The sequence below is a fragment of the Shewanella decolorationis S12 genome, from assembly GCF_000485795.1.
Classification (GTDB): domain Bacteria; phylum Pseudomonadota; class Gammaproteobacteria; order Enterobacterales; family Shewanellaceae; genus Shewanella; species Shewanella decolorationis.
In genome coordinates this window covers 1-26,317 of record NZ_AXZL01000054.1, presented here as the reverse complement: position 1 = coordinate 26,317, position 26,317 = coordinate 1, and the positions used below count along the sequence as shown (strand labels likewise).

Sequence of the window (26,317 nt, the reverse complement as noted above, 5' to 3'; positions counted from 1 at the left end):
AGCTGTGAGTTTGATAAAAAAAATCATTATAGGTGTACTGGTTTATTTAGTGTTTTTGCTGGCGTTATTTCCCGCCAGTGTCGCTGTGCGCCTCGCACCACTGCCTGCAAACGTAGGGATTTCTGGGGTGAGCGGCAGTATTTGGTCTGGCAGCATCGAAACTTTAAATATTCAGCAACGCCAATTGGAACAAGTACGCTGGGAGCTGAGCCCTTGGGCCTTGTTTTTAGGCAAAGTGAAGCTGGATTTTCAAGTAGGTAGCCGTGCAACCCCAGTGAGTGCCAAAGGGTTAATCACTTGGTCGATGGGTGGTGTCAGCGCCCAAGGATTACGCTTTGAAGCGCCCGATAGTTTCTTGATTGGCAATGCAAAACTGCCCTTTAGAACCGAAATTAATGGTGAAGTCAGCCTACTGGTGGAAACTCTAGAGCAAGGTAAACCTTGGTGCGAGCAGTTATCGGGCAAGTTGTTTTTAAATCAAACCAATGTGAAGAACCAATTCGGCAATTATCCACTGGGTAATATCGAGTTGGGGTTGAGTTGTGTTGAGGGTAAAGCGCAGCTCGCCACCGATGAGAGCAAAAACCAGTTGGGGATTATCGGCACGCTACAGCTAGATGAAGGCAATATGGTTAAGGTTGCCGCTAAGATTAAAGAAACCAACGAACAGCCAGAAGATATGCGTAAATCCCTCGGGATGCTCGGCAAGCGTGGCAGCGATGGTTACTTCCCTGTGGTTTATCAAGGCCGTATTCCTGGGCTTTAATCTTCAGTAAGTTTGTGCATGATTCGATAGAGGCACCTTAGGTGCCTTTTGTATTTTAAGGGATTAACCCGCCAGATCGGCAAACAGCAGGCGATAGTCGCTAATGGCCGGAAAATCATTGAAGGTTTTAGCCGGTTTCTGGCTATCGGGATTGCTGATCCCGAGCTGATGGCCCACGCCCGCTAAGCGCGCCGCATTCAAAATCGGCTCGCTATCATCGATAAACAGGCAGCGCTCTGGCACTAGGGCGAATTTTTCAAACAGCGTTTGCCAAAATTGTGGGTGTTCCTTGGGATAACCCGTTTCATGACTCGAAATCATCGCATCTAAGCCGCTTGCCAGTTCAGTGTGCTCCAGCTTAAGCGCAAGACTCTTAGGATGGGCATTGGTGACCAAGATACGTTTTTTGCCCGCAGCGGCGAGGGCATCGAGAAACGGCATGCTGTCTTGGCGCAGCTGAATACGATCAACTAAGTTACGGTGAAGCCCCATAATGTCGAGCTGTAACTCGGATTGCCAATAATCGAGGCAATACCAGTCTAACGTGCCCGCGACTCTGCCGTAGGCTTGTTCCACCAGTTGTTGCGCCTGGCTTTGGCTTAATCCCCGCTGCTTGCTCAGCTCCTGTGGCACTAGACTCAACCAAAAATGGTTATCAAAGTGCAGGTCGAGCAGGGTGCCATCCATATCGAGCAGTACAGTATCAATCTTCTTCCAGTCAAACATGGGCTGTCCTGTGTGATTCACTCGGCTCAGAATGAGGTTTACATTAGCCTATCTTGTCAGCATGACACTTTGTGCTAGGCTTGATTAATTCGTTTTTGTCTAAAAATGAGACACTTGGATATGGATATCTGCTCATTCGCCTTGCTTACCCAAGCTCCGAATATCACTAGTTTACAGCAAGAACTCACTTCTTTGTTGCAGCATGAGTGGTTGCCGCATATTAACCAACGGGATTATCAGGGCGGTTGGGATGTGTTGGCCTTGCGCTGCGCCGAGGAATATCGAGTCGCGCACCCTATTTTGCAGGCCTTTTCCATTAGTGCTGCAACAGATTGGGATAATTTGCCCTCACTGGAATCGAGCCCCGCGCTACTGCAGTTTATTCAATCCCTTGCTTGCCCGGTTAAATCGGTACGCTTAATGCGTTTACATGCTGGCGCCGAAATCAAACCCCATAGGGATCAAGGCTTATCCCTAGAGCAAGGCGAAGCAAGGTTGCATCTTCCCATTCAAACTCACGCCCAACTGCATTTTTATGTGGATGATAAGCGGGTTCCGATGCAGGCGGGGGAGCTGTGGTATATCAATGCCGACCAAACCCATTGGGTCGCGAACAAAGGTGTGGAGGCCAGAATCAATTTGGTGATCGATTGTGAAGTTAACTCGTGGTTAAAGGAGCTTATCCATGATGCCAAGATCAAAGCCTAATGCAGGGCAGCGCGAGGCGCTTTTGAGATTAAAGCTGTTTGCTCAGGCGCTGTTGCAATCCCATTCAGCGGGGGAGGCAAAGCGGCTTATCGATCCTATGCTGGCGCAGTTATGCCAATTGACAGGGTTGGAGCTGCACCCGGCGTTGTTTCTCGATACAGAGGCGAGTATTACGGCTTTTGGCAAAGCGGTATCACCAACAACTGCGGCGCAATGTGCAGAAGATCCCGAGCGTAGCAGAGTGTTTATTCAGGGAATTTATCAAGCGATACAGGACAAACTTAAAGCTCACTCGAATCATCCTGTGCACATACTCTATGCCGGAACCGGGCCTTTTGCTTGGTTAATTTTAGCCTTATTACCGCTATTTACGGCGAAGCAAGTGCGAGTAACCTTACTCGACATTCATCGAGCGTCATTGGAGAGTGTTGAAAAGCTGCTGGCATATTTCGGCGTAGCGGATCGTGTCGATGCGCTTATTTGTGCTGACGCTACGCTTTGGCGGCCAGCATCAACACAAACCTTTGATCTGATTATTTCTGAAACCATGAAACACCTGCTGCAACAGGAACCGCAGGTACAGATTTTTAGCCAGCTACAGCATTTTTTAGCAGAGGATGGATGTTTGATCCCCGAGTCGATTGAGTTGGATGCGTGGCTCGAGCTAAAAGAGCAGCCGCCAATATATTTGGGCCCTTTATTCTGTCTCGATTTAGCCCATGCCCGCTTGCTCGCTCAAGGCGACAGGAGTGGGTTGGCGGGGAGCTTATTGTTACCCGATTATGATCCTCAACCCATAAACCTAAAATTGACGACGCAAATCAGGGTTTATGGCGAACATCAATTACTTGAAAATCAATCACAATTAACCCTATCCCAATATAAAAAATCCCTGTGGCTTAAACCTCTGAGTAGAGTGGACTTTAGCTACGAGTTGGGAACCTATCCCGATTTTATCTTCCAATATCAGCAGCAGAAATTGCCGCTTGTTGGCAGTGAGGATTTGAGTTGTTTGGGGATTTATCACTTGCAGCGGCTATGGCAAAAAATTCAGTTGCAAAAGCTTGGACAAACCAATGAGGTGACAGAGGGAGAATGGAACCTAGATAAAGCGCTGCTGGATCTTTGCGGTATTGGATTAGAGCCTGGGATGAAGGCGCTCTATCAATATGATAAACAGGCTGATTTTATCGCCTTCGTTCAAAGGCAAACTAAGCTGACTACAGCGGATATTGTTGGCATCAATCAGCGATTGCGCGCCTTATCCCAAGCTGAGCCAGAAAACGGCAATACAGAGCTAGCTTATAGCGATGCTTTACCTCAAGTGCTTACCGACGCCCAACTCGCCTTTTGGCAACGGGAAGGTTATTTAGTCATCCCGCAAGTGTTGTCAAAAGCCCAATGCGCGGCGAGTCGAGCCGTGATTTGGCAGCAGCTTGGCGCGAATGAAAATGATCCATCAACTTGGTACCAGTCCCATGAGTTGATGCAGAAAATCATGCTGCAGTTATTTCGTCATCCCGTCCTCGATGCCAATCGGCAAACACCTCTAATCCGCCAAGCCTTTGAACAATTATGGCAGCGTACCGATTTGGTGATGACGACTGATAGAGTGAGTTTTAATCCCCCTGAAACGCCCACTTGGCAGTTTCCTGGCCCCAATATGCATTGGGACATGCCACTGCAACTACCTGTGCCATTTGGAACACAAGGATTAATTTATCTTACGGATACCCCTGCCGAGCAGGGGGCATTTTGCTGTGTTCCCTGCTTTCACCTCAAAATAGAAACTTGGCTAAAGAAACAAAACAAGACTGATATGGAGTTGCAGCAACAGCATTGGGAGGAGTGGCCGATTAAACCTATCGCCGCGAGCGCAGGGGATTTAATCATTTGGCACCATGCCTTGCCCCATGGACCGACGCCAAATCGGGGCCTGTCACCCCGAATGGTGCAGTACATTAATTTCTATCCAATGGCCAGCTAATGATTAATTTTAATGAACAACAGCAATGCTATTGGCACTTGCTGCATCAGCCTGAATCATTGTATTTACTGTATCAAGCGCAGGATGTTGAGCATTTTGTTGCCTTGATGGCAGACTTCCTCAATTGGCCTGAGCTAAATTTAGAGCAGATGCTGGCATTTATTGCCTTGCAGCAACCAAGCTTCATTCCAGATTTAGCGCGCTTCAGCCAAGTTTGGTTTCCTTCTCATTATCATGCTCAAACTAAAACAATCAGTTGGGTTCCTGTCTTTCAGCGGTTATCAAAACCTTTCTTGGAGGACGATATCTGCGATGCTCGTCGTGGTTTACTGGCTAGTTTTATCCAGCCTCAAACCTTGCTCGAACCCTTATTATCCCAACGCGAAAGTTTGCCCGCGATCAATCCTAACTTGATGATTTTCCATTGGTCCCGTTGTGGGTCAACACTGGTTTCTAGCAGTTTTTCCCTACTCAATACCTGTCGAGTGCTGTCCGAATCGATGCTCTGCAGCGATGTGATGCACCATGATGTTTGGCCTTCGAGCTTAATACCGCAGCTGGTGGATTTATGTTTAAGGCTACAAGGGCGGTTGAGGCCTGATGAGTGTGAGCTAGTGATCAAGTGGAATGCGTGGGATTTAGCTTGTTGGCCCATGTTGCTAGAACTCTATCCTAATAGTCGAGTGCTATGTCTGATGCGCCATCCCAGAGATATTTTGGCTTCGCATCAACGAGAGGCTGGGATGCATATGGCGGGGCGGGTGAAGGCTTTATTTCTCTATTCATTACCGCTTAGTGAAAGCACACATGCTGAGCCAAATTTAGACGCATTTCGAATGGGTGTGTTATATGGTTTTGCCCAGCAAACTGCTGCACTTTATCAATCAAGTCGTTGCATCTTAATGGATTATCAACAATTAAATTCGCTTAAACCCAGCGTACTTTCGGCCATTCTAGACTGGCCGTTAGCCGCAGAAGATATTGAGCACTGGCAAGGCCACTGGCGCTTTGATGTAAAGCGACAAGGGCAATTGTTTGTGCCCATGGTACCCGCGCAATCTAGTCCATTAAATGAATCACAAACTATCTCATGGCAACTGTTATTGAATGCTTATGAGCAACTGTTGCAACCTTTAGTTCGAGATAAAAACCATGATGCTAGCTGAGTTAAATTCATTCAAAGGCTTGAGTGCTAGGATCGCTATTTCAAGTGATAACGGATTTTTGGCAGAGCTTTTTTATTCAACTAAAACCTTCTTCTATGAGCTTGGTTTACCCCTTGATGTCGCGCAAAGCATGCTGGAGCAACAATATCGGCTGCAACAAGTCTCCTATCGGGAGCAATATCCAAATGCTATTACTTATATATTGTTTTATCAGCAACAAGCGGTAGGCAAACTGATGCTCGATACCAATGAGCATAGGGTTCATCTTGTTGATTTTATTATTGCGCCAAGTATGCGAGGTCGTGGTTTAGGCTCTGCGGTATTAGAGGCGGTCAAGCTTGAGGCGAGGCAACGTCAGTTGCCTGTTCATTTATCAGTAGAGAGTGAAAATACTCAGGCTAAATCACTTTATTTACGGCATGGATTTCAGTTTCAAAGCCGTTCAGATACCTATGAGTCAATGCGATGGCCTTAAACCTAGGCTGATAATTTACACAAAATTATTTCTGCTTAATTGTGTTTGCCGATTTTTCAGATATGTTTAGTTGTAACCAATCTGTTTTAATTGTGTTGCATAATAGCCTCATTAATGTGTGATGCAAATGATGTTGTCATCAGCAAAAGGAACTCGCTGTCGATTAAATGTCGTGAGTAATGAAATCGTTGAAAAACGTTACATAGACAAAATCGTTATTTAAGGAGAAATACAATGTCAGAGCCATTTATCGGTCAAATCTCTATGTTCGCCGGCAACTTTGCTCCACGTGGTTGGGCGTTTTGTAATGGACAGTTGTTGTCGATAGCGCAATATACCGCGCTTTTTTCAATAATTGGTACCACTTATGGTGGGAATGGCCAAACTACTTTTGCATTACCGAACATGCAAGGGCGTGTGCCCGTCCATCAGGGACAAAGCCCAGGTACATCACAGTACGTTCTAGGTGAAATGGCTGGACAAGAAACCGTTACTCTCACCTCTAGTCAGATGCCTATACATAACCACGCGGTAGATTTAACTGGAACAGGTAATGTTAGCGTGGCACTTGGCGCTTCGACCGCGAATGGCAATACGTCTACCCCAAGCCCAACTACTGTTCCTGCAAAGGTCGCTAGCGGCCTTAATGCTCTAAACGCTTTTAGCTCCGCAGCTCCTAATACTAATTTGCTACCAGTCAATACCACCACAAGCGTACATCTTACAGGTGCAACTACAAATACTGGAAATAGTTTGCCTGTGAGACTATTGCAGCCTTATTTGACAGTGAATTTCATTATCGCACTTGAAGGTATTTTCCCTTCGCGTAATTAAATTTACACGAACTAGATAGGGGAATCTGTAAGAGAAATAGTGCGTAAGGAGTACGCACTATTTGTATTTAGGGCAAGTTATTTATGGGGAATTATCATGCATCAACCTGCTTGTAAAGCGATACATGCCGTTAAGAATCTTATTGTTAGATTCTGGCATTCTTATTGGACAATACTTATTGTAGGCAGTTTGTTTGCGATGACTTCCCTTGGTGCTAATGCACAAAACCGATCCTATGATTTTACAGCTAATGATACCGTTACACTGACTAATGCGGCTTCTGCGCTATCGAACCGGACGACATTTACACTGGAGTTCTGGGCCAAATTTACTAACGTCAGTGGGCTCATTAATTTAGTTGATTTCACTGGCGGTGCTGATGCCGGTGGCCTCATATTGAACGCAGGCAAACTGACTGTCGATTTGGCCTGTGATTTTGGTTGCTTGACGGAAAGTAATGCACTGTCCTTAAGCACAGGGACCTGGTATCACATTGCAGTAGTATTTGATAACGGGACTTGGGATTTTTATGTCGATGGAGTAGCACAGGGTATCAATGTTCTTGATCAAGGGGCTATCAATGTTGTCCCTGATTATGCTGGATTGTCGGTGACCAACCTGCTGTTTGGTATGCAAAACCACCCATCTGTCGATGATTTTGTAGGTAGCATTGATGACATACGTTTATGGAGTAGTGCACGCACCCAAACGCAAATTCAAAACAATCGTAGTATGGAGTTGGTGGGGAATGAAACCGGTTTATTGGGTTACTGGAAGTTAAATGAAACCAGTGGTACTACCGTAAATGACAGTCAAACCAATAGCAGCTCGCTCACTGGTACCAGCAGCGGCATTGGCTTTAATCCTGTGGGCGCTTTTTCTACCGATACTCTTGCTCCGACGGTAAGTTCTATTTCCGCCAGTACCGCAAACGGTACCTACAAAGTAGGCGATGTCATCAGTATTCAGGTCAACTTTGATGAAACTGTGTTGGTCACTGGCACACCTCAACTCACACTTGAAACAGGCACTACTGATCGCACGATTGACTACACCAGCGGCAGTAATTCCAGTAGCTTGACGTTCAACTACACTGTTCAATCTGGTGATACCTCGGCCGATTTGGATTATGTGGCGACCAATTCTTTAGCACTAAACAGTGGCACTATCCGCGATGCAGCCAGCAACAATGCCATTCTAACCTTGCCAAGCCCTGGGACTGCCAATTCTTTGGGCGCAAATAAGAATATTGTTATTGATGGCATAGCGCCCACTATATCTTCTGTGACTGCCAGTACAGCCAATGGCACTTATAAAGTGGGCGATAACATCAGTATTCAAGTTAACTTTAGTGAAGTGGTGAATGTCACTGGTACGCCGCAATTAACCCTTGAAACAGGCACAACAGATCGCACGATTAATTACACCAGCGGCTCAGGCACAAGCACCCTTACATTTAGCTACACCATTCAGTCCGGTGATAGCTCAAACGATTTGGATTATGTCGCCACCAATTCATTGTCGTTAAATGGTGGCACTATTCGCGATGCGGCTACGAATAATGCGACGCTTACACTGGCATCGCCCGGAGCGGCCAACTCATTGGGCGCCAATAAAGCGCTGGTTGTGGATGGCGTTACACCTTCTGTAACTAGCACAGCTCCTGTTGGTGGCGCGGTATCAACGGACACCAGCGTGGATTTCACCGTGAATTTCAGTGAGTCTGTCAGCAATATTTCCACTGACGATTTCGCTTTGGGAACTACGGGTAGTGCAACAGGCACGATTGCTAGTGTATCTGCGAGTTCAGGCTCCAGTGTGACAGTGACTGTGAGTAGCATTACTGGCAATGGTACGATAAAGCTCAACCTAAACGGTTCCACCAATATTTCCGATGCGGCTGGCAATGCTGGCCCCGCTGCTTATACCAGTGGCACGACCCATACGGTCGCCATTCCAACGGCACCGGATGCACCCACCATAGGGGTTGCAACAGCAGGTGATGGACAGGTTTCCGTCGCCTTTACTGCGCCGTCCAATAACGGCGGCTCGGCGATTACCGGTTACACCGTGACATCCAGCCCCGGCGGTATTACTGCTGGAGGTAATGGATTCACAACGTCTCCGATAACGGTGACTGGCCTTACGAATGGTACGGCTTATACTTTTACGGTGACCGCAACTAATGCCATTGGAACAAGCTCTGCCTCCGCTGCTTCCAATTCAGTGGTGCCCAAAGTTAATCAAACAATTACTTTCAATAATCCCGGCGCACAAAACTTTGGTACCAGTCCGACCCTAAGTGCGACCTCTAGCTCGGGCTTGACGGTCAGCTTCTCATCTTCAACGACGGGGATCTGTACCATCACCTCAGGAGGTGCGCTGACCTTTGTTAACTCTGGCTCATGTACTATCGATGCGGACCAAGCTGGGAATGCTGCTACCAATGCTGCAACGACGGTAAGCCAAACCTTTAGCGTTAATGCCGTCGCGCCTAGTGCCCCAACTATTGGCTCCGCAACCGCGGGCGACACTCAAGCATCGGTTAGCTTTTCAGCTCCCGCCAGCACTGGTGGTGCACCGATCCTTGCCGGAGGCTACACTGTCACTGCTAGCCCCGGTGGTGCAACGGGTACTGGATCTGGTTCGCCGATCACAGTCACAGGGCTCACTAACGGAGTGTCCTATACTTTTACCGTTACAGCGACTAACTCCGCAGGGACTGGTGCTGCGTCTGCGGCTTCTAATTCAGTTACACCCGCATCGCCTCAAACCATTACTTTTGCTAACCCTGGGGCGCAGAATTTTGGAACGTCGCCCAACTTGTCTGCCAGCTCAACATCAGGTTTAACCGTCAGCTTTAGCTCATCGACCACAGGGGTATGTACGGTTAGCGGTTCAACCCTGACTTTTGTTACTGCAGGTACTTGTACTATCAACGCTGAGCAGGCTGGTAATTCGTCCTATCTGGCCGCCGCCACGGTCAGCCGAACATTTACAGTAAATGCTGTTGTACCGAGTGCGCCAACAATTGGCACAGCAACTGCTGGAGATACTCAGGCCAGTGTTGCCTTTGTTGCTCCTGCTAGTACAGGTGGTACTTCGATTATGGGTTATACCGTGAGCGTCAGCCCGCCGGATGTTGCCCCTGTTAATGGTGCCAGTTCGCCGATTCTAGTGACAGGTTTAACTAATGGACAGGCCTATACCTTTACGGTAACGGCAAATAACTCTGCTGGCGCAGGTGCTGCATCAGCTACATCGAATAGCGTAACACCCGCAGCAAGCCAATCCATTACTTTTTCCAATCCTGGAGCGCAAAACTTTGGTACATCGCCGACACTGGTCGCTACGTCCAATTCAGGTTTGATTCCGACATTTACCTCTTCCACCCCCGGAGTGTGTACTATTACCAGTGGTGGCGTATTGACCTTTGTCACTGTGGGTACTTGTACCATCAACGCAGATCAAGCAGGCAATGCGAGTTATTTGGCTGCTGTTCAAGTTAGTCGTTCATTCAGTGTCAATGCCGTTGTGCCAAGCGCGCCAACAATCGGCGCTGCTACTGCGGGGAATGCTCAAGCAACGGTGAGTTTTAGTGCCCCGGCATTCACTGGCGGTGCGGTCATTACGGGCTACTCCTTAGTGTCTACTCCTGGCGGTATTACGGCATCGGGTACTGCTTCACCTATCACCATAACTGGATTAACCAATGGGACTTCCTATTCATTTACTGTTGCAGCTATAAACTCAGCCGGAACCGGTAGTGCCTCCACGGCGAGTAACGCAGTGAAGCCTAATGGCGCCCCTGTTATCAGTTCAACCGCGTTAACCAGTGCCACTCAGGATGCGGCCTATAGCTATACCTTGGTCGCAAGCGACAGCGATGTGGGCGACAGTGTCACCTTAAGTGCCGTCACACTGCCAAGCTGGTTGAGCTTCAATGCGGCGACAGGTGTCCTGAGTGGTACCCCAAGCAATGCTAACGTGGGTAGCCATGCGGTAGTACTACGGGCAACAGACACAGATGGCCTGACGGCAGAGCAGAGCTTTACCATTGTGGTGGCAAACATCAACGATGCGCCGACCATCAGTTCAACTGCGATGACCAGTGCCACTCAGGATGCGGCCTATAGCTATACCTTGGTCGCAAGCGACAGCGATGTGGGCGACAGTGTCACCTTAAGTGCCGTCACACTGCCAAGCTGGCTGAGCTTCAATGCAGCGACGGGTGTGCTGAGTGGTACCCCAAGCAATGGTAACGTGGGCAGTCATGCGGTAGTACTACGGGCAACAGACACAGATGGCCTGACGGCAGAGCAGAGCTTTACCATTGTGGTGGCAAACGTTAATGATGCACCTGTCGCTTCCAATCAGTCTGTGACATTAGAGGAAGACAGTTCGCTGATGATCACGCTTGCGGGTGAGGATGCCGACAATGATCCTCTGACCTATGAGATCACCGCGCAACCAGCCTCTGGTACCTTAGAGCAGCATGGTAGTGTCTGGCTTTATACGCCTGAGAAGGATTTTAATGGTACTGATTCTATTGGCTTTATTGCCAAGGATGCAGAGTTAAGCTCTGAGCCCGCCACAGTCACCATTACGGTTACGCCTGTGAACGACGATCCTCAAGCTGTCGATGATAGCTATACCTTAACCAGTACCCCCAATGACACCTATTCGCTGGCGGTGCTGGCAAACGATGTGGATGTCGATGGTGACGCCTTAAGCATTGATGGTGCCGCTGCGGATATTGGCAGTGTACAAATCACTGCCGATGGACTCAGCTTTACCGCGCCCGAGGCTTATGTGGGGCCAGTTGCACTGCGTTATACCATTAGCGATGGCAACAAAGGCCGAGCAACCGCCAAAGTGAATGTGCTGATTGAAGGCGCTGATTCAGCGAATCAACCCGTGATCACCCTCCCTGATGATGTTGAGGTGAATGCGACTGGCCTGTTTACGCGGGTGAAACTCGGTTTTGCCAAGGCGGTTGACCGTAATGGCCATCCATTGCCTGTGTCGCTGGTGAATAAGAGCTTGTTCTTCGCCCCTGGCAACTACTTAGCCTATTGGCAGGCAGTAGACAGCGAGGGCAATAAGGCGATTAAAGCGCAGAAGGTTAAAGTCAATCCATTGATTTCACTGAGCAAAGATCAAGTTGTTGCTGAAGGAAATCAAGTGACTGTGAGTGTTCATCTCAATGGTGAGGCACCGAGTTATCCGCTGAGTATTCCTTACACAGTGTCAGGAACGGCAGACAGTAGCGACCATGATTTGGTTGATGGCGTAGTGGAGATAGCTGCAGGACAAATGGCAGAAATCCACTTTACTACCCTGAACGATGGTGTGGGCGAAGGGAATGAAGAGGTATTAATCAGCCTTGACCCAAGCCTGAATCTTGGTAGTAAGCAGCAGAGCCAAGTTGTGATTACCGAAGCCAATATTGCACCACAGGTCAGTTTAGCGGTGACTCAAGCTGGCCAGCAACAAGTCATTGTCGCGCAAAATGGCGGCGATGTGCACATTCGTGCCTCCGCCTCGGACGCCAATGAGCAGGATACATTGACGCTGACGTGGGCAAGCGGCGGGTTAAGCTTGCAAGCGGATGCGACGGGCATGACATTCTCTCCAGCCGCGGTGACTCCGGGGATTTATCCTGTGAGCCTAACGGTGACCGATGATGGTTCGCCTGTACTGTCGAGTACCGAAACTGTGTATATCGTTGTGCGTCCAAGTTTAGCCGCATTGACGAGTGCCGATACGGATGGCGATTTAATCCCTGATGTTCAAGAAGGCTATAGCGATAGCGATAGCGATGGTATTCCGGATTATTTAGATGCCAATAACGACTGTAATGTGATGCCTGAGGGAGAATTACAGCCGGTCTACTTCTTGGCCGAAGGGCAGGCGGGTGTCTGTTTACGTTTGGGGAATATTGCCCTAAGCCGTGGACAGGGCGGCGTGCAGCTACAGCCTGAAGCCGTGGCTGAAGATGCTTTAGCTGCCAATGTGGGTGGTATTTTCGACTTTATCGCGACGGGTCTGCCACAACAGGGCCAAAGCTATAGCTTGGTATTGCCACAACGTTCGCCCGTTCCTGCGAATGCCATCTATCGCAAGTTCAATGCTCAAGCGGGCTGGCGAGATTTTGTGATTGATGCAAACAACACTGTTGCCAGTACCGAAGGTGAGCGTGGTTTCTGCCCTCCACCGGGGGATAGCAGTTGGACGCCGGGATTAACCGAAGGCCATTGGTGTGTGCAGTTAACCATCGAAGACGGTGGCCCTAACGATGATGATGGTGTGGCTAACCGTACTATTGTCGACCCAAGTGGCGTGGCTGTGATGCTCAATGGTAACCACTTGCCTGTCGCCAATCCTGACTCGGCAGCAATTGCCTGGAACCAGAGTATCGATGTGAACGTGCTTGCCAACGATACGGATAGCGATGGGGATAGTTTGAGTGTTACTCAAGTGATCAGTGAGTTTGGCACTGCCACAGTGTTAGCGGATCAACGGATCAGTTACACGCCAGCGGCAGACTTTATCGGCACCGATGTGTTGGTTTATAGCATTACCGATGGTAAAGGTGGTACGGCAAGTAGTGAGCTGACGATTGAGGTGAATGGCAACACAGCCCCTGTGACTGTTGATGACAGCGCCGCCACCGATGATCGCACCAGCTTGCTTATCGACGTGCTGAGTAATGACACCGATCTGGATGGTAATACGTTGACCCTGTTAAGTGCGACAGCTCAACAAGGCAGTGTGACTATCGAGGCGAATAAACTGCGCTATATCCCTAAAACAGGATTCGATGGTGTGGATACCGTGACCTATAGGATTAGCGACGGCCAAGGTGGTGAAGCGACGGGGCAAGTGCTTATCACAGTGAAAGCCTATCAAGAGGTCATTATCGATAATAAGTCAGGAGGAGGCAGTATGACCTTATGGGCGTTGGCATTTATCTTAGCGTGCGCCATGTTGCGCCGCCGAGAGCTACAGCGATTGGCCTTAGGCTGCCTGTTATTTCTCAGTGTGACGCAACAGGCACAGGCAACAGACTGGTATGTTGAGGGGTTCATTGGCCAAGCGAAGGCCGATAAAACCCTGCCTGAGTTGAACGCCCAAGTCGGAGAGGGGCAACTTCTCAACGTCGATGACTCGGATACCGCATTTGGGGTGAGTCTGGGTTATCAGTGGACGCCGACCGTAGCGTTGGAACTGGGTTATGCCGACTTTGGTGAAGGAAGCGCGAGAATTAAGGGCGCAACCTTAACACCGGAGCAATATCATGAGTTGGTGAAAACCGTCACTCCAGTCCTTGCCGATGGGGTGATGCTTGGCCTGAGACTTACCTTGCTTGAACATGAGGGGTGGCGTTTTGAAGTACCCTTTGGCTTGTTCCATTGGCAAGCCGATATTGGCAGTACCATGGGCAATACAACGATCAAGACCGATTTAGATGGTACTGATTGGTATGCGGGAGTGCGTTTTAGTTACCAATTCAGTGATGCTTGGTCCGTGGGGTTAGGTTATCAATACATAGATATCGAGCCGAATGATCTATTGAGTTATCAGCTCAATCTGCGCTATCAGTTTTAGATGATGTTGACATCAAAAGGGGCTTAGCCCCTTTTTTGTTGGTGATTTTTCGCGGTAAAAAGCGAAAAGTTTTAACCGTTTCTCCTTTGTCCTTGCTGAGTATGTGATTTAAATCCCATGGCTTGGATGGTGGTCTTTGGAATAGCCGCACTAAATTCAGGTTGTAGATTAAAGACAGGATAGTAAGATTGTCACTTATCCTAGTTAGTTTGTTGCTATTTTTTATCCAGGGGCAGTTATGTCGCAGCGGCACCATAAGCCGGAAATCTTGCATACTGAAGTTGTCGCTAAGAGCCGTTTGTTTCAAATTGAACAGGTCCATCTTAAATTCTCCAACGGTGTCGAGCGCCAGTATGAGCGGATGAAGGGCGGAAGCCGTGGCGCTGTGATGGTGGTGCCCATTCATCAAGGCAACATGTTGTTAGCCCGTGAATATGCCGCTGGCACCGACAATTACGAGCTAGGTTTTCCTAAGGGATTAATTGACCCTGGTGAGCAAGCTATCGAGGCGGCCAATCGAGAATTACAGGAAGAAATCGGTTTTGGGGCGCGTAAGCTGACACTGTTGAAAGAACTTAGTCTTGCACCGGGTTATTTCTCTAGCAAGATGCAAATTTTCATAGCAGAAGATTTATATGAAAGCCGCCTCGAAGGCGATGAGCCAGAACCCATAGATGTAGTGCCTTGGGCATTGGCCGAGTGGGAAGCGTTACTCGATAATAGCGATTTTTCCGAATCTCGTAGTGTGAGCGCATTGTTTTTAGCGCAGAAACACCTACAACTTAAATAATCTTTTTCGTTAAAGCGTTCAGCAACTGAGTGCTTGTAAATCATTCGCGAAGTTTGCGATTGGAGTGGTTATGAAGCCAGAAGAGTTAATCGACGAGGTGATTGCGATAGCAACGGATGCGGGTCGCACTATTCGTGAGATTTACCTCAAGGGTAATTTTGAACGAGAAACCAAGTCTGATAATACCCCCGTCACCTCGGCGGACTTAGCGGCGAATGAGCTGATCTGTGAACGCTTAGCCGCATTGACGCCCGATATTCCTATCCTGTCGGAAGAGGCTGCCGATATTCCCCTAAGCGTGCGCGAAGGCTGGAAACGTTATTGGTTAGTCGATCCTCTCGATGGCACGGGGGAGTTTATTGCGGGCAGTGGTGACTTTTCGGTGATCATTGCGCTGGTGGAGCACAATCGCCCCGTGATGGGTGTGGTCTATGTGCCTATGACGCAGGTGTGTTACTACGCCATTGCGGGCTTAGGCGCCTATAAACGTACCGATAAGCAGGAAGTGCGCATCAGCAGTCGGCAAATTCAGCACCGTGAGCAAGTTTCCCTTAGGTTAGCTGTGAGTCGTCGTCAGGATCCCCAATCCGTGTTGACCCTGTTCAATCAGCCTAAGCACTGTGAGCTGGTGGTCATGGGCGGTGCGGCCTTGAAGAGTTGTCTGGTTGCCGAAGGACGCGCCGATTGTTATGTGCGAGTCGGGCCGACGGGGGAGTGGGACACCGGTGCCGCGCAGATCATTATTGAGGAAGCGGGTGGCCAGCTCATGGATACCGAACTGCAACCTTTGACTTATAACGAGCGTGAGACGCTTGAAAATCCTAACTTTATTGTTGTTGGTGCGCCCAATTTAGAGTGGGATAAAATTTTAATTGGTGAATAGTTTTACATGCAGTCGATTCGTCCAGTATTAAAGTCAGAGTTAGCCGACGTTTTTCAACTCGAACAGGCTATCTTTGGCGACCATTGTTATCCCGATTTTTTCTTTCGCCAAGGATTTGATTGTTGGCCAGAGCATTTTCTGGTTGCCGTAGATGATGGCGGTAAGTTGTTAGGCTATTTGCTCTGCGCTCAAAGTGGTGACCCTGCTTGTATGTGGATTCTCTCCGTGGCGGTGAGTGAGCAATCCCGCGGGCGAGGCATTGGCAAACAATTAATCCAACAATGTTTAACTCAGCTACCGCCTCAGGTTAAGCGGGTGGATTTAACCGTCGATCCCCACAACCCAGCCCATGGTTTGTATCAGCGTTTAGGGTTTGTCGATACTGCCTTCGAAGCGGACTATTTTGGCGCAGGGGCAGATAGAGTCGTGATGAGTTATCACTGCCGCTAGGTAAAAGTTCAACCTCGAAATGGCGCCCTCGATTGAGGGCGCCATTTTTTTATGCGTTAAAAGTTAAGTTCCTTTCAAGGTTTCCATCGAGCGCTTGCCTCGAAGTTAGCCCTTCTTCTCTCATTTTTATGCCTTTTACTTCATGCTGTACGCAAAATAAACTTATTTTGAACGTTGTTTTTTATTTTTTAGACTGTTAATCTCACATCATTCAACAGGGAGTGAGACCTATGGCGAGACGCAAAGAACATAGTCATGATGAGATTCGTGCTATGGCAGTAGAAGCGGCAATGGCATTGCTGCAACAGCAAGGGACACAAGAACTGAGTTTACGCAAGATTGCTAGCCAGATTGGCTATGTGCCGAGTACCTTAATCAATATCTTTGGTAGTTATAACTACCTACTGTTAGCCGTTTCTGAGGCAACGTTGCAGGCGCTGATGCACCAGCTCTCCGAGGTAAGTGCTGATAATAGTCGCAATCAAATCATTAGCATGGCGCAAAAATACGCTGAGTTTGCCCACGCACAGCGCCAATGTTTTAAGTTGGTATTTGAACTGCAGCTACTCGACTCTGAGCCTTTGCCTGAATCCCAAGGCCAACTTATCGCGGGTTTATTCAGTTTAATTGAACGTGAGTTAGCCCTGTTGTTCCCCCATAAAACTGTCGAGCAGCAACTCCAAATGAGCCGAGTGCTTTGGGGCGGCATCCACGGCCTCACGGCATTATCACTGGATAATAAATTGTTTGCCGATACGGCATCTTTACCCGCTTTGTTAGAGAGTCATGTGACAGGGTATTTACAGGGAATGGGTTATCAGAGGGAAGCATCATGCTGCTAACAAAACGTTTTTTACCGTATTTTGCTACCCAATGTCTTGGGGCACTTAACGACAATATCTATAAAAATGTGTTGTTGTTGCTGGTTACCTTCAGCCAAGTCAACGATTTACCCATTAGCGTCGATATGTTTGTTAATTTGGCAGCAGGGGTTTTTATCCTGCCGTTTTTCCTATTTTCGGCCCATGCTGGTGTAGTTGCCGACAATATGGATAAGGCCAAACTTATCCGCCGCTTAAAATTGCTCGAAGTCATCATTATGTTCAGCGCTGCCGCGGCCATCGTGAGCGAAAATTACATGATGATGTTATTACTGCTGTTTTTAACCGGTAGTCAGTCAGCCTATTTTGGGCCAGTCAAATATTCCCTCTTACCTCAAGCCTTAAAAGAGGATGAGTTAGTCACGGGCAATGCCTGGGTCGAGATGGGGACGTTTCTGTCTATCTTGATTGGTACCTTGAGTGCCGGGATTTTAGTGTCTGATAACAATGCCACTTTGTGGTCGGCCATCACGGTCGCAGCCCTTGCCTTGGCGGGATATTTATCTAGCCGTGCGATCCCTGCTTTACCGCCACAGGGTACAGTTCAGAAAATCCAATTTCGTCCATTATCAGGCACTTGGCGCACCATAAAGAAGGCGCGTCAAACGCCTTCGATTTGGATGGCCATCCTCGCCATTAGCTGGTTCTGGTTTTTAGGTGCCACATATCTGACCCAATTCCCTAACTTTGCCAAGTTGCATTTGCACTCTGGCGCGACTGTGGTGTCGCTGCTACTTGGGATGTTCTCTATCGGGATTGCGGTTGGCTCCTTTGTCTGTGAGCGTTTTTCCTTTGGCCATGTGGAGTTAGGCTTGCTGCCCTTTGGGGTGCTCGGTTTAACTGTGTTTGGTGTGGACTTGCTGTGGGCGATTCCGCCCGCACCTGCAGATGCGCAGTTTGTGTATGGCTTACAAAGCTTTATTGCCGAGCAGAAGCATTATCGAGTGATGTTGGACTTCTTTATGATTGGGGTCAGCGGTGGTCTGTTTATTGTGCCTCTGTATGCTTTTATTCAAGCGCGCTCCGCTAAGGGAGAATGTGCGCAAGCGATTGCTGCGAATAACATTATGAACTCGCTCTTTATGGTGGCATCGGCGTTGTTGTCTATGCTGCTACTCGGGGTGGCTGGCTGGAGCATTCCACAGCTGTTCTTACTGCTGGCGGTGATGAACTTTGTGGTTGCGCTTTACGTGTATTCGCAAGTGCCTGAGTTTACTCAACGATTTATCAGTTATTTACTCAGCCATGTGATGTATCGGGTGACTGTGACTGGGCGAGAAAAGATCCCCAAAGAAGGTGCAGGTATCATAGTCTGTAACCATGTGAGCTATGTGGATGCGTTGATCATTATGGGGGCGTCGACCCGGCCGATTCGTTTCGTGATGGATAAATCTATCAGTGAAATCCCTGTGCTGAAATACCTGTTCCGCCATGCAGGAGTAATCCCGATTTGTTCGCCGCGCCAGAGTGAGGCAACTTACAATCAAGCTTTTGAATCGATTCATGAGGCGTTAGCGAATGGCGAGTTGGTATGTATCTTCCCCGAAGGTCGTTTAACCCCCGATGGTGAGCTCGGCGAGTTTCGCCCCGGTATTGATAAAATCTTGGCCCGCGATCCCGTGCCGGTGATCCCTATGGCGCTCAATGGACTGTGGGGTTCTTACTTTAGTCATAAGGACGGCCATGCATTGACTACTATGCCGAAACGCTTTTGGTCAAAGGTATCGGTGAGCTTAACGGATGTGGTGGATGGGCAAAATGCTGATCGGCACTCGCTCAGGGATAGTGTCGCGAATCTACTCAATAAGCCCTAACTTAACGGGATAGATAAAGAAAACCGTGGCAGTTAGCACACGGTTTTCTTGTTTTCAGCCTTTTAAGTGGTGGCTATCCAACGGATCGTTATTTCGCTGATAGCTATCCCGCTGATAGTTATCCAGCCACTCATGCATGGCATGGTTATTTCCCCTGAACAGAATATTGCTGGCTTTCTTTTGTAACTGGTATTCGTACATGGGGTCGTAATATTTGTGCAGCAGCAGGCTTATCCAGGCCAAATGTTGTGAGGTTTGGTTTTGATTAAGTTGCTGCGACAGTGCTTGTTGTATCATGTCTTGCAACTCTTGATATTGCTTACCACCAAGACGTTTGCGAATACTGCTAAGACTCTGTAATAGGTAGTGGCTAAAGGCTTCGAAACCTGCCTCTAAGCCGAGACGCTCGCAAAATCCTCGGTGCATTTTGTGAACGTATTCATCGAGTAAGCGAGTGAGCCTGATGTCATCGTCTTCTTCGAGTACCAGAATATCGGCCGTCTGCATGGCGCTATAAAAACTTTGCGGCAGCGCCGAGCGGCCAATCAAAAAGCTTTCATCCTCGAGCAACAAACAGGCGTGATTGCCTAATTGATGGTGTAACAGGGCAATGGCGAGCTGATTTTCAAAGTTAATTTGTGTCGGTTGTGGGTCGATGTTTTTACCAAAGCTCGAGCCTCTGTGATTGGCGATACCCTCAAGATCCACTGCCTCTTTGCGCAGTCTTAAAAAATCCGTTTTGCCGCTTCCCGTCATACCGCTCAGGCTTAGCAAAGGTTGCAGACTTGGCGCCGCCTCAATTACACCCATTAAATATTGGCGCATACCTTTGTAGCCGCCTTGCACATAAGGTACGGAAACACCAGCCTCTTGCAGCCACTGCTGAGTTAATTGTGAGCGCAGCCCGCCACGAAAGCAGCAAAGGTAAGCTTCGGGGTGAGTCGATAAAAAGTTTAACCAGGCATCAATACGCTGCTGTTTTACCACGCCATGTACGAGGGAGTGGCCCAAGGCTATTGCAGCTTGCTGACCTTGCTCTTTATAACAAGTGCCGACTTTTTCCCTTTCCTTATCAACCATTAACGGTAGATTTATCGAGGAGGGAAAGGCGCCGCGATTAAATTCAATCGGCGCCCTTAAGTCGATTAATGGCTGCCCAGCAATAAAGATATCGTGATATTGCTGGGCGGGAATGATCATCGCTGACATTAACACAGCACTACATTAGCGGTGGAGGTGGGCGTTTCTAATGAGCCAATACAGATAGGCTCTATCTGATGGGCATTAAGCAGTGCCACCAGTTCCGCTTCGGCATCACTCGACACTGCCACTAACAAGCCGCCACTGGTTTGTGGGTCACACAAAATGGCTTTTTGATGATCGGTAAGTGTGGGCAAGTGTTCGCCATAACTGTCGTAGTTACGATGGGTGCCACCGGGAATACAGCCTTGTGCTAGATAGTCGAGGGCGCGGGGTAAGAGTGGCACTGCATCGAGGTTAAGTTTAGCGGTGAGTTTAGCACCTTGACACACTTCTAATAGATGGCCTGCAAGCCCAAAACCAGTAACATCGGTGAGGGCGTTCACGCCTTTAATCTTAGCGATTTTGGCGCCTATGCTATTGAGCTGGCACATCGCATTCACCGCAATTTGGCTATCTTCGTCTTTGAGCTTTTTCTGCTTTTGTGCCGTGGTAAGAATGCCAATACCGATAGGTTTAGTGAGATACAAACGATCGCCCGCTTTTGCGGTATCGTTTTGTTTTAAATCCTTCAGGGCGATTTGCCCAGTGACCGCAAGGCCGAAGATTGGCTCAGGCGCATCGATACTGTGACCACCGGCCAGCATTATCCCAGCTTCCATACAGGCTTGACGGCCACCATCGACCACTTGTTGCGCGATCTCGGCGGGAAGCTTGTTTACTGGCCAGCCTAGAATCGCAATCGCCATCATGGGCGTGCCGCCCATGGCATAGATATCGCTAATGGCATTGGTGGCGGCGATGCGGCCAAAGGTAAAGGGGTCATCTACGATTGGCATAAAAAAGTCGGTGGTACTGATAATGCCGATTTCATCATTGAGCTTGTAAACGGCTGCATCATCACGGCTTTGATTGCCGACCAACAGGTTAGGATCGGTGAATACAGGCAGCTGCGAGGCAAGAATGGTGGTCAGTACTTTAGGGGAAATTTTACAGCCGCAGCCAGCACCATGGCTATATTCTGTGAGTTTAATGCTATCGGTGGAAGATACAGTGGAATTCGACATGAGCCCTACATCCTGTAAAAAGTGATTGAGGCATCATCATAATAGGATACGGCCACCATGCAAGGCGGCCGTATGATTTTTACCGAGAATTGTGCTCTAGCTATAACTTGCCGTTAGGCTCTTCCAGCTTTTTTGCTGAGTCAGGAATCGTATCTTCAACTCTTCGACTTGCTGCAACAACTGTTGATCGACCAGTTGCTTGCGTTTGGCATCTAACAGTGTCTTTTGGGCTTGGTAATATTCGAGTAAATGTTGTTTCATCAACTCATACTCTTGCTGAATTTTTTCAATAATTTCATCAGCATTTGGCAAGTTTAGCACTTTGTTTCTGGCGTGTAGCAGTTGCATCTGCAGGCGTGCGCTCTCTATCCGCTCCTGTGGACTGGTGCGCAGGTCTTTGGCTAAGCCAACCCAAGATAAAGCCTTAATCAGCCACTTAGTCGGATCGTAATGCCACCACTTAATGCCGTTACGGTAATCGTTCTCGAAGATATGGTGAAAATTATGGTAACCCTCACCGTACGTCAACATCGCCAGAAAACCGTTGTCACGGGCGGTGTTTTTATCGGTATAAGGTTGGCTACCCCACACATGGGCGAGGGAGTTGATGAAGAAGGTGCAATGATGCACAACGACTAAGCGCAGTAATCCCGCCATCAGCAACATGCCGGCGATATTGCCAGTGAACCAGCCGAGTAGCGCGGGCAAACCAATGTTCATCAGAATGACGAGGGCGAGATAGTGCTTGTGTTGCCACATCACGATACGGTCGTTCTGCAAATCACGCACGTTTTGGTAGTCATGGTAACGCTGGGCTTGGTATTCGCGCAGCATCCAACCTATATGGCTGTACCAGAAACCCATGTTAGCCGAGTAGGGGTCTTTATCATTATCATCGACATGCTTATGATGCACGCGATGATCGGATGCCCAATGTAATGCACTGTTTTGTAATGCTAATGCACCGCCAAGCGCGTAGAGGAAACGTACCGCAGGGTGAGCTTTATAGGCCTTGTGTGACCAGAGTCTATGGTAACCCGCGGTGATCGACAGACCACTTGCAAAGGCTAACACCACAAAAGCAATCCATTCGCTGGCGCTATAACCGTGGGTTAGACCATACCAAGGAACGAGGATAACTGCACTGAGGAAGGTGAGGCTAAAGAGGATGACATTTAGCCAGATGATAGGGGGTTTATTCATTATAGTTTCCAATATCCGCATTTGAGCGTACAACTGTAAGCTAATTTAGCCTAGCAATCTTGTTTGGTCAAGGTGGATGGGGCTGTGTTTCAGACGCAAAAGCGGTATTATCGCGTCATTACATTCAGTTAGCGGATTGAAGAATGGGTATTCGTGCACAGCAAAAAGAGAAAACTCGGCGGGCATTGGTCGATGCGGCGTTTAACCAGCTCAGTGCTGAGCGCAGTTTCTCTAGCTTAAGCTTGCGTGAGGTGGCGAGGGAAGCCAACATTGCGCCCACATCCTTTTATCGTCATTTTAAGGATATGAATGAGCTTGGGTTGACCATGGTCGACGAAGGCGGGCTCACCCTAAGACAGATGATGCGAAAGGGGCGGCAACGTGCCGAAGCCGGGGGCAGTGTGATCCGTATTTCTGTGGATACCTTTATGGAAGTGCTTGATTCTAACCCAAACGTTTTCAGAATTTTACTGCATGAGCGCTCAGGGACTTCGGCGGCATTCCGCGCAGCAGTAGCCCGTGAGATTGAACATTTTATCTCTGAACTGGCCCATTACACCGAAGCGACAGCGGGCCGCACGCCTATGCTGGCCAGAGCACAGGCAGAAGCCTTAGTGACCTTAGTGTTTAACGCCGGAGCGTCGGCACTGGATATGAAGCGCGCCGATCGTAAAGTGCTTGCCGATCAACTGGTGATGCAATTACGTATGGTGGCTAAGGGCGCCGAAGCCTTACAACATAAGGTCGAGCATCGTTAAGTAAGATTGTGATTTAGTCCAAAAATAAAGGAGCCAATGGCTCCTTTATTTTTAGGTACATAGAGTCGCTTAACGACGCTCTAGCAGCACACCTGTTTCCATATGGTCGGTGTAAGGGAACTGATCGAACAGGGCAAAACGAGTGACTTTATGGGTCTGATTTAATTGCTGCAAATTGTCTTTCAGGGTGTCGGGATTACAAGAGATATACAGGATCCGCTCATAACCTTGCACTAACTCCAACGTCGCAGGGTCGATACCTGCTCGTGGTGGGTCGACAAAAATGGTGTTGCAGACATAGCTGTCCAGATCTATGCCTTCTAAGCGTCTAAAGCTGCGTTTTTTCGCCATCGCATCGCTAAATTCTTCCGCCGACATACGGATAATCTGCAGATTATCGATATTGTTGACTTCGATATTGTACTGGGCTGCATCCACCGAAGGTTTAGCTAACTCGGTTGCGAGCACGCGATTAAAGTTTTGTGCCAGCGCGATGGAGAAGTTGCCATTACCACAGTAAAGCTCCAGTAAATCGCCTTGGCTGCGTTGAGTCACGTCGATAGCCCATTCCAGCATCTTGATTGCCACCTTGGCATTTGGCTGGGTAAAGCTGTTTTCGATTTGTTTGTAATGGAAAACTTTGTCATTCACTTGCAGTGACTCAACCACAAAGTCTTTATCTAAATCGATTTTCTGTTTGCGCGCACGGCCTATGATGTTGACCTTAAATTGGCTGCTCAATCTGGCTTTAAGTGCAGCGGCTTCGCTGCGCCATTGGTCATCAAGCTGTCTGTGATACAGCAATGACACTAAAATCTCACCGCTGAGTGTTGATAAAAAATCAACTTGGAAGAGTTTATGACGTAGGCTGTGGTTCGGTTTTAACTCGGCGATCAGAGCCACCATCATCTGATTGATTAAGGCGCTCGCCGGTAAGTATTGATCGCAACGAACTTTGTCGTTCAATACTTTATCGAACATGTAATAGTATAAATCGTCGCCCTCGTGCCATACGCGAAACTCGGCGCGCATCCGATAGTGGGCAGGTTCTGAGGCAAACACTTCAACACTCGGTGTCTCAAATTGGGCAAAGGCCTGCTCTAGCTTGATACGCTTTGCAGTTAGTTGCGCATCATAGGTCGTGGGATCCATTGCTGCTAAGTTCATTGTCGATTCACCGTGGCTGTAAATTGGGGCGCAAATTTTATACTAGGTGACACGAATGTCCAGCATCTTGGTTTTGCGGTTTGAGTTAAGCTGTGGGAGAATCCGCTCGCGAATGGGACAACGAATTAACTGGAGACGGGCTTGTCGCAACCAATATTAGTATTCGATTCTGGCATCGGCGGTCTATCCGTATTGGCCGAAATTCACAAATTGCTCCCACATCACGATTACTGCTATTTGTTCGATAATGCCAGATTGCCCTATGGCGAGTTGGAAGAGCAGGAACTTGTCTCTGGTTGTGTCGCGCTTATCGACCAAGTCGTCGAGCGTACCCATGCCGCGATTGTTGTCGTTGCCTGCAATACCGCCAGTACTGTTGTGCTGCCAGCGCTGCGTGCAACCTTATCAATTCCTGTTGTGGGTGTGGTCCCCGCTATTAAACCCGCGGCGCAGTTATCTAAGAGTAAGCGTATTGGTTTGCTCGCCACCCCGGGAACGGTCAAGCGCCACTATACCTATGAACTCATCAGCCAATTTGCCGATGATTGCCACGTTGAGCTGTTTGGATCTTCCGAATTAGTGCTGATGGCAGAGCAGAAGATTGCCACCGGCCAATTGGACATGGCGCGGTTAACACAGGTTCTATCACCCATCGTCGAAGCGGATTTAGATGTACTGGTGCTCGGATGTACTCATTTCCCCATGCTGCGTGATGAACTGCAACAGGTATTAGGTCAAGGTGTCACCTTGCTCGATTCCGGGAAGGCCATTGCCAAGCGAGTCAAAACCTTGCTGGCTGAGACTAAGAGTGAGGAGCAAGTTCAGGAAGACGCGCACTGCGATGTACATATGCAGGCGTTTTATACTAAAGCGGAGATCAGTGAGGGATTAGCGACTACGTTAGTCGATTGTGGCTTTTCAACTTTAGAGCGAATCACCACAATCAACTCAAACGGATAAATTAACGCGGGTTACTCATCGGTACCTGTACGGTCGGCAGCTTCCGAATCTTGAGTCTTCGCTTCTCTAACCTTTAAGGTTCTTTCTTGGAAGTTAAAGTCGTTCAACTTGACCATCGCCTTTTGAGCTCCCGCCTCGGACATTTCCACAAAGCCGAACCCTTTACGACGACCCGTTTTACGATCACGCACTAAACGTACTGAGTTGACGGGGCCAAACTCACCAAACAGAACCTTCACTTCACCCTCGTGGACGCGATAAGGCAAGTTGCCTACATAGAGTGTCATGGTTGGGCCAACATATTGCTCATCTGCACCTTGAGCTTGATTTGTCTCAGGGACAAATTTAAAAACGAGAGTAGTAATGATAACGCCAGCAACAAAAGCGATGTACGCAGGTAATGTAGTTGCAAATTGAGATAGCGCGATTGCGCCGAGAATGGCAATAACCAAAACAATAAGAAATGACTTTTGCATATAAATGCTCTCTGAATGAAATAGAAAATGATAAATAACTGTTAACAGCAAGTCATATGGTAATGAATTATTTACTTTTACACTAGACCGCTGCCGAAAAATTGAGCGTGAATTATCATTTCTCAGATAAAAATTCGCTTTAAAATCGAATAACAAAGCAGAAAGAGATAAAAAATAGACATGATGTTTAAAATATCGGCGTACGATTCGGTTAGTCGAAAAAAGCCCTTGCACAAAAAGTTCTGCTGCCTATAATGCGCATCCACTGACACGGCAGACAGCAATACGCAGTTTCAAGTGCCAGTTCATCGAGTGATTAACTCCTCGATGAGCGAAAAGAAAGTTGCAAAAACTACTTGACGCAAAAACGGGAATGCGTAGAATACGCAGCCCTG

At 48.3% G+C, this 26,317-nt stretch carries 20 protein-coding genes; 14 read left to right on the top strand and 6 right to left on the bottom strand.

The annotated features are described in order from the left end of the window. The first annotated feature begins 4 nt into the window (after window positions 1-4). On the top strand, window positions 5-766 hold the full coding sequence (locus SHD_RS05705; RefSeq protein WP_023266224.1) for a type II secretion system protein N: 762 nt from the start codon (window positions 5-7) through the stop codon (window positions 764-766). Between the two features lie 63 nt (window positions 767-829). Here the strand turns inward: SHD_RS05705 and yrfG are convergent, their stop codons facing one another. Next, the gene (gene yrfG, locus SHD_RS05700; protein ID WP_023266223.1) at window positions 830-1,492 is read right to left on the bottom strand and encodes a GMP/IMP nucleotidase; all 663 of its coding nucleotides are present in this window, start codon (window positions 1,490-1,492) and stop codon (window positions 830-832) included. A 120-nt stretch (window positions 1,493-1,612) separates the two neighbouring features. Between yrfG and SHD_RS05695 the strand changes: the two genes are divergently transcribed. From SHD_RS05695 to SHD_RS05645, 11 genes are all read left to right on the top strand, one after another. Next, a complete protein-coding gene (locus SHD_RS05695; RefSeq protein ID WP_023266222.1) occupies window positions 1,613-2,200 on the top strand; it encodes an aspartyl/asparaginyl beta-hydroxylase domain-containing protein in 588 nt (195 codons plus the stop codon). Beyond that, window positions 2,178-4,187, top strand: a complete 2,010-nt coding sequence (locus tag SHD_RS05690; protein WP_023266221.1) for a phytanoyl-CoA dioxygenase family protein — start codon at window positions 2,178-2,180, stop codon at window positions 4,185-4,187. The genes SHD_RS05695 and SHD_RS05690 overlap by 23 nt, the downstream gene beginning before the upstream one ends. Then, window positions 4,187-5,353, top strand: a complete 1,167-nt coding sequence (locus SHD_RS05685) for a sulfotransferase family protein (protein ID WP_023266220.1) — start codon at window positions 4,187-4,189, stop codon at window positions 5,351-5,353. Before SHD_RS05690 ends, SHD_RS05685 begins: the two co-directional genes overlap by 1 nt. A gap of 58 nt (window positions 5,354-5,411) precedes the next feature. Beyond that, window positions 5,412-5,828 carry a GNAT family N-acetyltransferase gene (locus tag SHD_RS05680; RefSeq protein WP_235056943.1) on the top strand — a complete coding sequence of 139 codons (417 nt, stop codon included), beginning with the start codon at window positions 5,412-5,414 and terminating at the stop codon, window positions 5,826-5,828. Window positions 5,829-6,062: 234 nt separating this feature from the next. Continuing rightward, window positions 6,063-6,662: a phage tail protein gene (locus tag SHD_RS05675; protein ID WP_023266218.1), complete on the top strand. Its 600-nt coding sequence runs from the start codon at window positions 6,063-6,065 to the stop codon at window positions 6,660-6,662. Window positions 6,663-6,758: 96 nt separating this feature from the next. Continuing rightward, window positions 6,759-14,273: an Ig-like domain-containing protein gene (locus SHD_RS05670; RefSeq protein ID WP_023266217.1), complete on the top strand. Its 7,515-nt coding sequence runs from the start codon at window positions 6,759-6,761 to the stop codon at window positions 14,271-14,273. A 238-nt stretch (window positions 14,274-14,511) separates the two neighbouring features. Then, window positions 14,512-15,063, top strand: coding sequence for an ADP compounds hydrolase NudE (nudE, locus tag SHD_RS05665; protein ID WP_011621002.1), 552 nt, complete (start codon window positions 14,512-14,514; stop codon window positions 15,061-15,063). A 70-nt stretch (window positions 15,064-15,133) separates the two neighbouring features. Continuing rightward, window positions 15,134-15,946: a 3'(2'),5'-bisphosphate nucleotidase CysQ gene (gene cysQ, locus SHD_RS05660; RefSeq protein ID WP_023266216.1), complete on the top strand. Its 813-nt coding sequence runs from the start codon at window positions 15,134-15,136 to the stop codon at window positions 15,944-15,946. A gap of 6 nt (window positions 15,947-15,952) precedes the next feature. Further along, window positions 15,953-16,396, top strand: coding sequence for a GNAT family N-acetyltransferase (locus tag SHD_RS05655; protein ID WP_011621004.1), 444 nt, complete (start codon window positions 15,953-15,955; stop codon window positions 16,394-16,396). Window positions 16,397-16,626: 230 nt separating this feature from the next. Further along, window positions 16,627-17,238, top strand: coding sequence for a TetR/AcrR family transcriptional regulator (locus tag SHD_RS05650; protein ID WP_023266215.1), 612 nt, complete (start codon window positions 16,627-16,629; stop codon window positions 17,236-17,238). Beyond that, on the top strand, window positions 17,229-19,091 hold the full coding sequence (locus SHD_RS05645; protein ID WP_023266214.1) for an MFS transporter: 1,863 nt from the start codon (window positions 17,229-17,231) through the stop codon (window positions 19,089-19,091). The genes SHD_RS05650 and SHD_RS05645 overlap by 10 nt, the downstream gene beginning before the upstream one ends. A 54-nt stretch (window positions 19,092-19,145) precedes the next feature. On the opposite strand, the gene mnmH is transcribed toward SHD_RS05645, so the two are convergent. The 3 genes from mnmH to SHD_RS05630 form a co-directional block, all read right to left on the bottom strand. After that, on the bottom strand, window positions 19,146-20,300 hold the full coding sequence (gene mnmH / locus SHD_RS05640) for a tRNA 2-selenouridine(34) synthase MnmH (protein ID WP_023266213.1): 1,155 nt from the start codon (window positions 20,298-20,300) through the stop codon (window positions 19,146-19,148). Next, on the bottom strand, window positions 20,300-21,358 hold the full coding sequence (gene selD, locus SHD_RS05635) for a selenide, water dikinase SelD (protein WP_023266212.1): 1,059 nt from the start codon (window positions 21,356-21,358) through the stop codon (window positions 20,300-20,302). The genes mnmH and selD overlap by 1 nt, the downstream gene beginning before the upstream one ends. A gap of 96 nt (window positions 21,359-21,454) precedes the next feature. Beyond that, window positions 21,455-22,561 (bottom strand): acyl-CoA desaturase, encoded by a 1,107-nt coding sequence (locus tag SHD_RS05630; protein WP_023266211.1) that lies wholly within the window; start codon window positions 22,559-22,561, stop codon window positions 21,455-21,457. Window positions 22,562-22,704: 143 nt separating this feature from the next. On the opposite strand from SHD_RS05630, the gene fabR reads away from it, so the two are divergent. Next, window positions 22,705-23,319, top strand: coding sequence for an HTH-type transcriptional repressor FabR (fabR, locus tag SHD_RS05625; RefSeq protein ID WP_011070594.1), 615 nt, complete (start codon window positions 22,705-22,707; stop codon window positions 23,317-23,319). A 69-nt stretch (window positions 23,320-23,388) separates the two neighbouring features. Here the strand turns inward: fabR and trmA are convergent, their stop codons facing one another. Beyond that, complete coding sequence (gene trmA / locus SHD_RS05620; RefSeq protein WP_023266210.1) at window positions 23,389-24,486, bottom strand: tRNA (uridine(54)-C5)-methyltransferase TrmA; 1,098 nt, start codon at window positions 24,484-24,486, stop codon at window positions 23,389-23,391. A gap of 141 nt (window positions 24,487-24,627) precedes the next feature. Between trmA and murI the strand changes: the two genes are divergently transcribed. Continuing rightward, entirely contained in the window at window positions 24,628-25,446 is an 819-nt protein-coding gene (murI, locus tag SHD_RS05615) for a glutamate racemase (RefSeq protein WP_023266209.1), read from the top strand. An 11-nt stretch (window positions 25,447-25,457) separates the two neighbouring features. Here the strand turns inward: murI and SHD_RS05610 are convergent, their stop codons facing one another. Beyond that, window positions 25,458-25,922, bottom strand: coding sequence for an RNA-binding protein (locus SHD_RS05610; RefSeq protein ID WP_011715450.1), 465 nt, complete (start codon window positions 25,920-25,922; stop codon window positions 25,458-25,460). Window positions 25,923-26,317 lie beyond the last annotated feature (395 nt).